The sequence below is a fragment of the Pseudomonas sp. NPDC087615 genome (assembly GCF_044743445.1).
Classification (GTDB): domain Bacteria; phylum Pseudomonadota; class Gammaproteobacteria; order Pseudomonadales; family Pseudomonadaceae; genus Aquipseudomonas; species Aquipseudomonas baetica_A.
Genome location: NZ_JBIUWM010000018.1, coordinates 20,962 through 33,242 on the forward strand (window position 1 = coordinate 20,962; position 12,281 = coordinate 33,242).

14 protein-coding genes are annotated in these 12,281 nt (G+C 61.7%); all 14 read left to right on the forward strand.

Annotated elements, in window-relative coordinates; genetic code table 11:
• The first annotated feature begins 77 nt into the window (after positions 1 to 77).
• The 14 genes from cbiE (at position 78) to ACIOU6_RS11325 (ending at position 12,225) form a co-directional block, all read left to right on the forward strand.
• A complete protein-coding gene (gene cbiE / locus ACIOU6_RS11260; RefSeq protein WP_401136207.1) occupies positions 78 to 1,289 on the forward strand; it encodes a precorrin-6y C5,15-methyltransferase (decarboxylating) subunit CbiE in 1,212 nt (403 codons plus the stop codon).
• Positions 1,282 to 2,379, forward strand: a complete 1,098-nt coding sequence (locus tag ACIOU6_RS11265; protein ID WP_401136210.1) for a cobalt-precorrin-5B (C(1))-methyltransferase — start codon at positions 1,282 to 1,284, stop codon at positions 2,377 to 2,379. The genes cbiE and ACIOU6_RS11265 overlap by 8 nt, the downstream gene beginning before the upstream one ends.
• The gene (locus ACIOU6_RS11270) at positions 2,376 to 3,101 is read left to right on the forward strand and encodes a cobalt-precorrin-6A reductase (protein ID WP_401136213.1); all 726 of its coding nucleotides are present in this window, start codon (positions 2,376 to 2,378) and stop codon (positions 3,099 to 3,101) included. The genes ACIOU6_RS11265 and ACIOU6_RS11270 overlap by 4 nt, the downstream gene beginning before the upstream one ends.
• Positions 3,102 to 3,157: 56 nt before the next feature.
• Entirely contained in the window at positions 3,158 to 3,493 is a 336-nt protein-coding gene (locus ACIOU6_RS11275; protein WP_401136216.1) for a type II toxin-antitoxin system RelE/ParE family toxin, read from the forward strand.
• Between the two features lie 4 nt (positions 3,494 to 3,497).
• Entirely contained in the window at positions 3,498 to 3,821 is a 324-nt protein-coding gene (locus ACIOU6_RS11280; RefSeq protein WP_221732824.1) for a DNA-binding protein, read from the forward strand.
• Positions 3,822 to 3,933: 112 nt separating this feature from the next.
• Entirely contained in the window at positions 3,934 to 4,332 is a 399-nt protein-coding gene (locus ACIOU6_RS11285; protein WP_221732825.1) for a DUF2946 domain-containing protein, read from the forward strand.
• 48 nt (positions 4,333 to 4,380) lie between these two features.
• Positions 4,381 to 4,860, forward strand: coding sequence for a copper chaperone PCu(A)C (locus ACIOU6_RS11290; protein WP_221732826.1), 480 nt, complete (start codon positions 4,381 to 4,383; stop codon positions 4,858 to 4,860).
• A gap of 21 nt (positions 4,861 to 4,881) precedes the next feature.
• Positions 4,882 to 5,328 carry a DUF2946 domain-containing protein gene (locus ACIOU6_RS11295; RefSeq protein WP_401136221.1) on the forward strand — a complete coding sequence of 149 codons (447 nt, stop codon included), beginning with the start codon at positions 4,882 to 4,884 and terminating at the stop codon, positions 5,326 to 5,328.
• Positions 5,329 to 5,412: 84 nt separating this feature from the next.
• The gene (locus ACIOU6_RS11300) at positions 5,413 to 7,530 is read left to right on the forward strand and encodes a TonB-dependent copper receptor (RefSeq protein ID WP_401136224.1); all 2,118 of its coding nucleotides are present in this window, start codon (positions 5,413 to 5,415) and stop codon (positions 7,528 to 7,530) included.
• A 90-nt stretch (positions 7,531 to 7,620) separates the two neighbouring features.
• Positions 7,621 to 9,000, forward strand: a complete 1,380-nt coding sequence (locus ACIOU6_RS11305; protein ID WP_401136227.1) for a PepSY-associated TM helix domain-containing protein — start codon at positions 7,621 to 7,623, stop codon at positions 8,998 to 9,000.
• Between the two features lie 165 nt (positions 9,001 to 9,165).
• Positions 9,166 to 9,372: a hypothetical protein gene (locus tag ACIOU6_RS11310; protein ID WP_401136326.1), complete on the forward strand. Its 207-nt coding sequence runs from the start codon at positions 9,166 to 9,168 to the stop codon at positions 9,370 to 9,372.
• Positions 9,373 to 9,485: 113 nt separating this feature from the next.
• The gene (locus ACIOU6_RS11315) at positions 9,486 to 10,274 is read left to right on the forward strand and encodes an ABC transporter ATP-binding protein (protein WP_221732830.1); all 789 of its coding nucleotides are present in this window, start codon (positions 9,486 to 9,488) and stop codon (positions 10,272 to 10,274) included.
• Positions 10,271 to 11,218 (forward strand): ABC transporter substrate-binding protein, encoded by a 948-nt coding sequence (locus ACIOU6_RS11320; RefSeq protein WP_401136230.1) that lies wholly within the window; start codon positions 10,271 to 10,273, stop codon positions 11,216 to 11,218. Before ACIOU6_RS11315 ends, ACIOU6_RS11320 begins: the two co-directional genes overlap by 4 nt.
• On the forward strand, positions 11,215 to 12,225 hold the full coding sequence (locus ACIOU6_RS11325) for an iron ABC transporter permease (protein ID WP_221732832.1): 1,011 nt from the start codon (positions 11,215 to 11,217) through the stop codon (positions 12,223 to 12,225). Before ACIOU6_RS11320 ends, ACIOU6_RS11325 begins: the two co-directional genes overlap by 4 nt.
• The last annotated feature ends 56 nt before the right edge of the window (positions 12,226 to 12,281 follow it).

Genomic DNA, 12,281 nt, shown 5'->3' on the forward strand with positions numbered 1-12,281 from the left:
AGGCGCGGTATTATGCCTGCTTTGTCCGGTGGCATGAAAAGTCTGCCCGTCGGATCGACATGTTTAGAGGAATATAGATGTCACCCTGGCTGACGGTTGTGGGAATCGGTGAAGACGGCTTCAAGGGCTTGGGCAAAAACGCCCGACGAGCCCTGATGGGCGCCTCGCGGATCGTCGGCGGCCAGCGGCAACTGGACTTGCTGCCGGTGTGCATTCGTGGCGAGCGACAGTTGTGGCCGAGCCCGTTTTCCCTGGCGCCGGTGCTGGGACAACACGGCGAGGCCGTCTGCGTGCTGGCCAGCGGTGACCCGATGTTCTACGGCGTTGGCGCCAGCCTCGCGCGTCAGGTGCCGAGCGACGAGATGCTGATTCTGCCCGTGCCTTCCTCCTGTTCGTTGGCCGCTGCCCGCCTCGGCTGGCCATTGCAGGACGTGGTGACGCTGTCACTGGTCGCCCGCCCGCTGACGGCGCTCAATGCCCAATTGTTCAGCGGCGTGCGCCTGTTGCTGTTGAGCAATGACGGGCAGAGCCCGGCAGCTGTGGCGGCGCTGTTGCGTGATCGTGGTTTTGGCGCGAGCCGGATGAGCGTTCTGGAGCATCTGGGCGGTGCGGCCGAGCGGCGGCTCGACAGCAGCGCCAATGACTGGAACAACGGGCCGACTGCCGATCTCAATGTGATTGCCATCGAATGCCTGGCCGACAGCCACACTCCGCGTCTGTCGCGCCTCGCTGGCCTGCCCGACTCGGCCTTCCAGCATGACGGTCAACTGACCAAGCGCGACGTGCGCGCCATCACCCTCGCCCGCCTCGCCCCGACGCCGGGCGAATTGCTTTGGGATGTCGGCGCCGGCAGCGGCTCGATCGGCATCGAATGGATGCGCACCCACCCGAGCTGCCGGGCGCTGGCCATCGAAGCCGATGAGGGCCGTCAGCAATTGATCGAACACAACCGCGAGGCGCTGGGTGTGCCGGGTCTGCAACTGATCCGTGGTCGTGCGCCGCAGGCTCTCGCAGGTCTGGAGCGCCCGGACGCGATTTTCATCGGTGGCGGCGTAACCCGCGAAGGTGTCTTCGAGGCGTGCTGGCAACAGCTCAAACCCGGTGGCCGACTGGTCGCCAACGCGGTGACCCTGCAAAGCGAAATCACCTTGATGAACTGGCGCGAACGTTACGGCGGTGAGCTGACGCGCATCCACGTCGCCCAGGCGCAACCACTGGGCGAGTTCGACACTTGGCGCCAGGCATTGCCGATCACCTTGCTCGATCTGGTCAAACCCCTCGATGCGTGACGAAACCGCCGAACAACCCGCGCCACTGCGCAGCGGCCTGACCACCGGCAGTTGCGCCACGGCCACCAGCCTCGCCGCCGCACGCCTGCTACTGGGCGGCACGGCGGCCGACGCCGTGCAAATCGTGCTGCCCAAAGGTAAACAGGTGCAGATGCGTCTGGAGTTCTGTCGACTGACCGACGACGGCGCGGAAGCCGGGACGATCAAGGATGCCGGCGACGATCCGGACGTGACCCACGGCGCGCTGCTTTACTCGCGGGTGCAACTGATGACTGAGCCAGGCGTTCGTTTCATGGCCGGCAAAGGCGTTGGCACCGTGACCCGCCCGGGGCTGGTGCTGGCCGTGGGCGAACCGGCGATCAACCCGGTGCCACGCAAGATGATCAGCGACCACCTGAGCCTGCTCGCCGCCGAGACCGGTTACCGTGGCGGCTTCGAGGTCACGGTGAATGTCGAGGGCGGTGAGGCGCTGGCGCTGAAAACCATGAACCCGCGCTTGGGCATTCTGGGCGGGCTGTCGATCCTCGGCACCAGCGGCATCGTTCGGCCGTTTTCCTGCGCGGCCTACATTGCATCGATCCATCAAGGCATCGACGTCGCCAAGACCAACGGTTTTCTGCACATCGCGGCCTGCACTGGCAACGCCAGCGAAGACACCATGCGCCGGGTCTACGACCTGCCGGAAATCGCCCTGATCGAAATGGGCGACTTCGTCGGCGCCGTGCTCAAGCACCTGCGCAAGGTGCCTGTGGATAAACTCAGTGTGTGCGGCGGCTTCGGCAAGATCAGTAAATTGGCGGCCGGGCATATGGATCTGCACTCACGACATTCCAGCATCGACTTGCCGCAACTGGCCGAATGGGCCGCCGCCATCGGTGCCGATGAAGGTTTGCAGCGCGACATTCGTGCGGCGAACACCAGCCAGCAGGCATTGGCCATGGCCAGTGCGGTGGGGATCGCGCTGGGCGATGAGGTGTGTCGCCATGCGCTGAATTTCGCCCGCAGCGTGGTACCGGCGCAGGTACAGGTCGAAGTGTTTGCGATTGACCGTCAGGGCGGCATCGTCGGTCACGCAGGAGGGTTGGCATGAAGCGCATTTTGCTACTGGGCGGCGTGACCGAAGCACTGGCCATCGCCCGGACATTAGGGCCTTCGCACATTTACAGCCTGGCTGGGGTGGGCCGTGTGCCCACCGACCTGACCTGTCAGGTGCGCATCGGCGGCTACGGTGGCGCCCAAGGGCTGGCGCAATTCATCCGTGACGAAGGCATTGATCTGCTGTTCGACGCCACCCACCCCTATGCCGCGCAAATCAGCCAGAACGCTGCCACCGCCGCGCAACTGACCGGCATCCCCTGCTGGGCTCTGCGCCGCCCCGCATGGCAGCCGCAACCGGGTGACGATTGGCGCGAAGTCAGCGACTGGGCCGAATTGATCAGCGCTCTGGCGCCGTTTCGCCGCCCACTGTTCACCCTCGGTCGCGAACCGTTGCAGCATCTGGACGAAATCCCGGCGGATCAATTCTGGACCCTGCGCGCCCTCGATGTTTATCCCGGCAACGAGCGTTGCGAAGTCATCGGCGCTCGCGGACCGTTTCTGCTGGAGGATGAACGAGCGTTGTTCGAGCGCCAGCAGATCGATGTGCTGATCAGCAAGAACAGTGGCAGCACCGCGACCGAGCCGAAGCTTGAAGTGGCGCGCGAGCGTGGGGTGCCGGTTCTGGTGTTGAAGCGGCCGGGGTTGCCGGGGGTTGATCGGGAGTTTCTGTCGCTTCAAGAAACACTGGCTGCGTTGGAGGCAATCGACCTGTAAGGCAAGATCCACAGCTTGTGTGATAAGTAACCTATTTGTTACCTTCAGAGTCAGCCGTGATCACACTCGAAGAATATCTGCAGGAAGATGAATCAAGCCCGTTTGGCCGGTGGATTTCCACGCTGAACGTACAAGCGGCAATCAAGGTTTCTAATGCAATGATTCGATTGGAAATGGGCAACACTTCCAACATCAAATGGTTCGACGGTCTAGGCGAATACAGAATCAATTGGGGACCAGGGTACAGAATCTATCTCATACAAGAAGGAAAACGGCTGATCATTTTGTTCGGAGGAGGAGACAAATCCACACAAAAAAAAGACATCAAACAAGCGAAAGCGTTGATAGCCGAATTTCGAACTCGAAAAAAAGCTGAACAGGACCGGAGGTAATTTGATGGTTCTCACTCGAAGCTACAAACATTCAATTGCAGAACGTGCCCAACGAGACCCGGAGTTTGCTCAAGCATTGCTGGATGAGGCCGCTACGCTGTTCCTGAATGGCGAACCAGAAATGGCGAGGATCATTTTGCGCGATCTTGTTAACGCGACGGTCGGCTTCGAAGAGCTTGCAAGGGAGACCCAAAAACCCAGTAAAAGCCTGCATCGAATGCTGTCAGCCAACGGTAATCCGAGCATGGACAACCTGGCCAAAATATTTTCGGTAATCCGCGCTACGCTTGGTGTCGATATGCAGGTTCATGCCGTACCAGTGAACTGAGCACGTAATTGAAGAGTGCGCTGCGACACCAAACCGCACGACGCTTTTTTACTTATCGGCCCCGATCAGGCTAAATAGCCGCGCCTGATCGCCCACCCAACGGATCTGTCCCATGAACCGACAACGGCTAGCCATTGCCTGGATCGCCTGCTTTGCAGTGCTGTTCAACATGCTTGCCATGCCGATGACGGGGGCGATGGCGCAAGCGGCCAATTCACCGGCCGAACAACTGCTGTGGAGCAGTTTCTGCACCGGCAGCGGGACGAAAATGGTGGCGATCAACATCGGCACCACGGATCAGAAAGCTCCGCCCAGCGACAGCCACTCCAACATGCAGCATTGCTGGTGTTGCTCGGGGTCGGCGCCTTTGGTGGCGCTGCCAGGGCATGCGCCACCGCTGTATTTCGCCCGTTTTGAGAGCAATCGCAGCGTGGCACCCGCCTCACTGCAAACACCCACACCGCGCCAGCAATGGCCGAGCCTCAATCCCCGCGCTTCCCCTCTGGTTTGATTTGTTCGCGCAATTGACCTGCGTTTCAAATCGTTCTGGAGAACTGCCATGTTGAAAAAAATCATCGTCCTCGCTGCGTTGCTGTTGCCTGCGTGTTTTGCCCATGCCCATGAATACAAGGCCGGGGAGCTGGAAATCGCCCACCCGTGGTCGCAGGAACTGCCGCCCAACGCACCCACCGTCGCGGCGTATTTCGTGATTCATAACGCCGGCAAAACGGCCGATCGACTCCTCAGTGTCGACTCGCCTATCGCCCCCGAAGCGCAATTGCACGAGCATGTGATGCAGGGCGATCTGATGAAGATGCAGCAAGTGCCGAGCGTAGACATTCCGGCCGGCGGCAAGGTGACGTTCGCGCCGATGGCCTATCACGTCATGCTGCTCAACCCGACCGATCGCAGCCTGCTCAGCGACGGCAAACGCTTTCCGCTGACGATGCATTTCGAGAAGGCCGGGGACGTCACCGTCGAAGTCGCCGTGCAGAAAAAACCGCCGCACGACATGCCGGAACACGCGCACGCCCAATAACCGATACGGTTAACGACGCCCATGCGCCCGCTGAGCGCCAGGCCATCCCTGCAACGCCGTCAGACTGAACATCTGACCTGCGGCAGCTGGATCGCCCTGTTCGCCATGTTGATGATCTTCATCGGCCCACTGATTTCTCAGTCGATGCCGATGGATCAACACGCCTCGACCTCCATGCCGATGAGCATGGACATGGCGATGGATATGCCGGACATGGAGCACGCCGGGCACGGCGCCAAGCCTTGCGCCGAACACTGCCCGCCGCAATCCGCGCACCACGCACTGTGGGAAAAGTGCGGCTATTGCAGCCTGCTGTTCAATTGCCCGGCGCTGACCGGCGGTGGCTCGTTCGTCGCATTCAGCATCGCCCACGCCAACCCCTTCACCCCGCCCTCCCCGCGCCTGGGCCACGCCCGGCAAACCTTCTTCCCCGGCGCCCGCACCCGCGCCCCGCCCATCGCCGCGTAAACACCCACCTCTGATTACACACGGTTGAGAAGACAGCTTCAGGCTGCCGGCCGTGTCGTTTACGACTGTTTGATGGAAATTGTCATGTCCAGGTTTTCTGCTGTTTCACGCTCGGGCGCTGCCCAGGCGTCCTTCGCTTTGAACGAATCGCGTATTCGTTTCAGGCACGCGACCGCCGTCCTTTGCGGCGTCCTGCTGTCCCCTCTGGTGCTGGCCGATGATCACGCCGCACACGCGGATGAACTGAGCCCGACGGTGATCACCGCCATTGCGCCGAGTTCGCCACTGACGGTTGTCACCAACCCCAAGGATCCGCGCCAACCGGTGCCGGCCAGTGATGGCGGTGATTACCTGAAGACCATTCCGGGCTTCGCCCTGGTGCGCAACGGCGGTACCAACGGCGATCCGGTGCTGCGCGGCATGTTCGGTTCGCGGCTGAACATTCTCACCAACGGCAGCATGATGCTCGGCGCCTGCCCCGGCCGGATGGACGCGCCAACGTCGTACATCTCGCCGCAAACCTACGACAAGCTCACCGTCATCAAAGGCCCGCAAACCGTGCTCTATGGCCCCGGCGCATCGGCCGGTACGGTGCTGTTCGACCGTGAGCCGGAGAGTTTCGGCGAACTCGGCACGCGGGTGAACGCCAGCATTCTGGCTGGCTCCCACGGCCGTTTCGACAAAGTGGTCGATGCCGCTGCCGGCGGGCCGCTGGGCTATGTAAGGGTGATCGGCAACACCGCGCATTCCGACGACTATCGCGACGGCAACAATGACATCGTCGCTTCGCGCTACGACAAGTGGAACGGCGACGTGGCGCTCGGCTGGACCCCAGACGCCGACACCTTGATCGAGCTGACTGCCGGCAAGGGCGACGGCGAAGCCCGCTACGCCGGTCGCGGCATGGACGGTTCGCAGTTCCTGCGTGAAAGCCTCGGGCTGCGTTTCGAAAAATCCGACATCAGCGATGTGCTGGAGAAACTGGAAGCGCAGGTCTACTACAACTACGCCGACCATGTGATGGACAACTACACCCTGCGCACGCCGTCCGGCACCGGGATGATGGCCGGGGCGATGGCGTCCAACGTCGACCGCCGAACCCTCGGCGCGCGGATCAAGGCCACCTGGCGCTGGGCCGATATCCAGTTGATCACCGGCCTCGATGCGCAGACCAACGAGCATCGCCAGCGCAAAGCGATGGGCATCGACACCTATAAGAACGTGCCGCGCAACAAGGACGCCGACTTCCACAACTACGGTGTGTTCAGCGAAATGACCTGGTACGCCTCTGACCGTGACCGGCTGATCACCGGCGCTCGGGTCGACCGCGCTTCAGCCAAGGATTATCGGCAGAGCACCGGTTCGGGAATGATGTCGCGCCCCAATCCAACCGCCGACAACACCCGCGCCGACACACTGCCAAGCGGCTTCGTCCGTTACGAGCATGACCTGGCCGACAGCCCGGCCACGCTCTTCGCCGGCCTAGGCCATGTGCAGCGTTTCCCGGATTACTGGGAACTGTTTTCGCCCAAGTCGGGCCCGGCGGGTTCGGTCAACGCGTTCGACTCGATCAAACCGGAAAAGACCACGCAGTTCGATTTCGGCGTGAACTACAAGAGCGCCGAACTCGAAGCCTGGGCCTCCGGCTACATCGGCGTGGTACGCGATTACATCCTGTTCGATTACACCCCCGGGATGATGGGCGCGACCTCCCGCGCCGAGAACATCGACGCGCGGATCATGGGTGGTGAACTCGGTGCTGCTTACAAACTCACCGACCACTGGAAAGCCGATGCGACCCTGGCCTACGCCTGGGGCAAGAACAGCAGCGACGGCAAGGCACTGCCGCAGATGCCGCCGCTCGATGCACGTTTAGGCCTGACCTACAGCGAAGACAACTGGAGCGCCGGCGCACTGTGGAGGGTAGTGGCCGCGCAAAACCGTATCGACCAGAACAAGGGCAACGTGGTCGGCAAGGATTACGACAAGAGTTCGGGCTTCGGCGTGTTCTCGCTCAACGGTGCCTACCGGATCAACAAGCACTGGAAGGTCAGCAGCGGCGTCGACAATCTGTTCGGCAAGGCTTACGCCGAACACCTGAACCTGGCGGGCAACGCCGGTTTCGGCTACCCGGCCAATGACCCGCAAGCCATCAACGAACCGGGGCGCACGCTCTGGACCAAGGTGGACATGAGTTTCTAACGGAGCTGGCCCCCCGCTCCCACAAGGGTAATGCGGTGTTCCACCCAATGCAGAACAACTAAAAGATCCAAGCCAAGCGGAGCAAACGTGATGCAGAAGCCCAAACCGAATTTCTACAACCTGGCCTGGCGTTGGCATTTCTATGCCGGTTTATTCGTCGCGCCCTTCATGGTGATGTTGGCCCTGACCGGCATCATTTACCTGTTCAAACCGCAGCTCGATTCGCTGATGTACAGCAGCCTGCTCAACGTCCCGGCCGGGCACCACACCGTTCCGGCCGACGATTTGCTACAACGGGTGAAAAGCGCTTACCCACAAGGCCAGGTCACGCAGTACCTGCCACCGCTGAACGGCGAACGCAGTGCGCAATTTGTCGTCAAGAACGCCGGGCACGAACTCAACGTGTTCATCGACCCGTACCACGGCGACATCCTCGGCGAGCAGGATGCCAAGCAGAACCTGCAAGCCATCGCCCGCGCGATTCATGGCGAATTGATGATCGGCACCGTAGGCGACCGATTGATCGAAATGGCCGCCGGTTGGGGCGTGGTGCTGGTGGTGTCGGGGCTTTTCCTGTGGTGGCCGCGCGGTCAGGCAGCCGGCATTCTCTGGCCGCGATTGAACAGTCGCGGCCGCGTGTTGTGGCGTGACCTGCACGCCGTCACCGGGTTCTGGGGCGCGACCCTGTTGCTGGTGATGCTGCTCAGTGGCATGACCTGGACCGGCTTCTGGGGCAAACAATACGCACAGGTGTGGAACGTGTTCCCGGCCGCCATGTGGGACAACGTGCCGACCTCTGACGTCGAGGCCCGCAGCCTCAACAGCGCCACCCGCCAGACCGTGCCATGGGCGATGGAAAACACGCCGATGCCGATGTCCGGCGACCACGCTGAACACATGGCCCACGGTGACGCCCACGCCGGCCCCGCCGCGCCTGCCATCAGCCTGCAAGCGGTGCAGGACATCGCCAACCAACGCAAGGTCGAGCCGGGTTACAGCATCACCCTGCCAACCACCGCCACCGGCGTATTCACCATCGCCGTGTTCGCCGATGACCCACGCAACGACGCCACCCTGCATGTCGATCAGTACACCGGCAAAGTCCTCGCCGATGTGCGCTTCGAACAGTACGGCACGGTGGCCCGCGCCACCGAAATCGGCGTGATGCTGCACGAAGGCAAGATGTTCGGCACCTTCAACCAGATCGTCGTGCTGCTGATCTGCCTGATGATTTTGCTCAGCGCTGTCAGTGGTGTGGTGATCTGGTGGAAACGTCGGCCACAGGGCAAGTTCGGTGTGCCGCCGCTGCGTCATGACTTGCCGAAATGGAAAACCGGGGTGGTGATCATGCTGGCGCTGGCGGTGATATTTCCTCTGGTGGGGGCTTCGTTGGTGGTGGTGTGGTTGCTTGATCGGCTGCTGCTTGCGCGACTAGGCCGACAAACTGAATCTGCCTCACCTTCATCATGAGTCCGTCGAGATGCGCGTCTCAGGCAGTTCTATAAAATGCTGGCCTTATGAGTCGGCGATCAATAGCGTTACTGTATAACACCAGCTTGCCATTCTGCCCGCGGCCAAAACGCTGCGGGCATTCTTTTGAAGAAGTGATTCACCATCCCGATCAACAAGTACATCTTGTCCGGTTTCGATCTGATCGCCCCGAGTAACGGCACCGTGGTGGGTGCGACGTTGTCTTGGCAAGTCTTGCACAACACGACCCTGGGTTTGCAGGTGAACAATCTGTTTGACCGCCGATATGCGCAAAGCCAATACAATGAGGGCCAGCAGTGGACACTCGGCGAGCCGAGGTCGTTCTTTGTCACTGCTGATTACACCTTTTGATTCACCGGCCCCTTCGCGAGCAAGCCCGCTCCCACATTGAAATGCGTTCCACTGTGGGAGCGGGCTTGCTCGCGAAGGCGTCATCAGCAGCACCCGATATTTCAGAGTAGAAGATGACCGCACTGACAATCGCCAACCTCGCCTGGACACCCCTGGGCCATGGCCACTGCCATCACCAGTTCCAGCTGCGTGACGCCTCGCTGCACGTGGCCGCCGGTGAGTTCGTCGGCCTGATCGGTCCCAACGGCAGCGGCAAGACCAGCCTGTTGCGCTGTGCGTATCGCTTCAGCCCGCCGGAAAACGGCGAGGTCAAACTGGATCACCACAACGTCTGGAAACAATCCTCACGCTGGTGCGCGCAGCGCATCGCTGTGGTCTTGCAGGAATTCCCCGACGCTTTCGGCCTGACCGTCGAAGAAGTCGTCGCCATGGGCCGCACGCCGCACAAAGGTCTGTTCGACGGCGAAACCCTCGAGGATCGAAACCTTGCGACTCAAGCGCTCAAGTCAGTCGGCCTGGACGGCTTCGAAGACCACGCCTTCGCCACCCTCTCCGGCGGTGAAAAACAACGCGTGATTCTTGCCCGCGCCCTGACCCAGCAACCGCAACTGCTAATGCTCGACGAACCGACCAACCACCTCGACCCGCGCTATCAGCTTGAGTTGCTGCAACTGGTCAAACGCCTGAAGATCGGCACCCTCGCCAGCATCCACGACCTGAACCTGGCCGCCGCGTTCTGCGACCGACTTTATGTGATCAACCACGGCCGTATCGTCGCCAGCGGCACACCGCAAGAAGTCCTCACCACGGAACTGCTGCGCGACGTTTTCGGCGTCGAGGCATTGATCGACTCTCACCCCCTTCACGACTACCCGCGAATCACCTGGATAACCCGACCATGACTGTGCGTTCCCTGCTTTGCGTCGCTCTTGTGCTGTGCAGTGCCCAAGCCTTGGCCGAGGCCACGAAATACCCGCTGACCGTTCAAAGCTGCAACCGCGAAGTGACGTTCAAGGAAGCGCCAAAACACGCGGTCAGCCACGACATCAACATGACCCAGATGATGCTCGCCCTCGGCCTCAAATCGCGGATGGCCGGTTACAGCGGCGTCAGTGGCTGGAAGTCAGTCACCCCTGATATGCAGTCGCTGCTCGACGGCTTGCCCGAGCTGGCAGCGAAATATCCGTCGGTGGAAACCCTGCTCAACGCCAACGTCGATTTCTTCTTCGCCGGCTGGGATTACGGCATGCGCGTGGGCGGTGATCTCACGCCACAGACCCTGCAACCGCTGGGCATCAACGTGTATGAGTTGACCGAGTCCTGCGCTTTCGTGATGAAGCGCCCGGCCGCCTCGCTTGAAGACACCTACAACGACCTGCGCAATCTCGGCAAAATCTTCGACGTGCAGGATCGCGCCAATGCGCTGATCGCCCGGATGCAGGCGCAAGTCGCCGACGTGCGCAAAGACCTGCCCGCCGAGAAACCCCGCGTGTTCCTCTACGACAGCGGCGAAGACCGCGCCATGACGTCCGGCCGCCTCGGCATGCCGCAAGCGCTGATCGATGCAGCGGGCGGGCGCAATATTCTCGATGACGTCGAAGCGAGCTGGACCCGCGTCAACTGGGAAACAGTGGTCGAGCACAATCCGCAGGTCATCGTGATCGTCGACTACAGCGAAATCACCGCCGATCAAAAAATCGAATTCCTGCTGAAGAACAAAGCGCTGCAATCGGTGGACGCGATCAAGAACCAGCGCTTCATCGCCATCCCCTACGTGCAAGCCACGCCGGGAATCGACAACGTGCTGGCCGTTGAAACACTGGCCAAAGGTTTTCACGGCGAATGATCAACCGTCGCTACGCCCTGTTGCTGATGGCCCTCAGCGCCCTGTTGCTGGTGTCGTGTGTGGTGTCGCTCGGCTTCGGCCCGGCGCGGGTGCCGGTCGACGTGGTGTGGCGGATTTTGCTGCACAAGACGCTCGGTTTCGGCGAGGTGAACTGGAGCGCCGGGCAGGAACATATCGTCTGGCTGATCCGTGTGCCGCGTATGTTGCTCGGGGCGCTGGTCGGTGCCGGCCTCGCACTGATCGGCGCGGTGCTGCAAGCGGTGACGCGCAACCCTCTGGCCGATCCGCATCTGCTCGGTGTGACATCCGGAGCGACGTTGGGCGCGGTGATTGTGGTGCTGCACGTCGGTGAAATCATCGGCCTGCTGACCTTGCCGATTGCGGCGTTCATCGGCGCGTTGCTGAGCATGCTCGTGGTGGTGGCGATTGCCAGTCGCCATGGCCGGCTCGACAGCGATCGCTTGCTGCTGTGCGGTGTGGCGGTGTCGTTCGTGATGATGGCGATCGCCAATCTGCTGCTGTTCATGGGCGACCACCGCGCCAGTTCGGCGGTGATGTTCTGGATGCTCGGCGGGCTCGGCCTGGCGCGCTGGGAGCTGCTCGCAGTGCCCGCGGCCAGCGTGTTGCTCGGGCTGATCTTGCTGCTGGGCATGGCGCGTCCGTTGAACGCGTTGATGGCCGGTGAACAGACCGCCGTGACCCTCGGCCTGAATGCTCGCTCGGTACGCTTGCGGGTGTTTGTCATCGCCTCGTTGATGACCGGGGTGCTGGTGTCGATCAGCGGCTCCATCGGGTTTGTCGGGCTGATGGTGCCGCACATTGCGCGCCGCCTGGTCGGTGCCGAACACCGGCAATTGCTGCCGGTGTGTGTGCTGCTCGGCAGTGTGTTTCTGATTTGGGTCGACGTCGCCGCACGCACGATGATCGCCCCCGAAGACCTGCCCATCGGCGTCGCCACGGCCGCAATCGGCGGGCTGTTCTTCATCGGTCTGATGCGCCGTCGCTGACTGTCCACCTTTCAAAACTGTGGGAGCGGGCTTGCTCGCGAAAGCGGTGTGTCAGT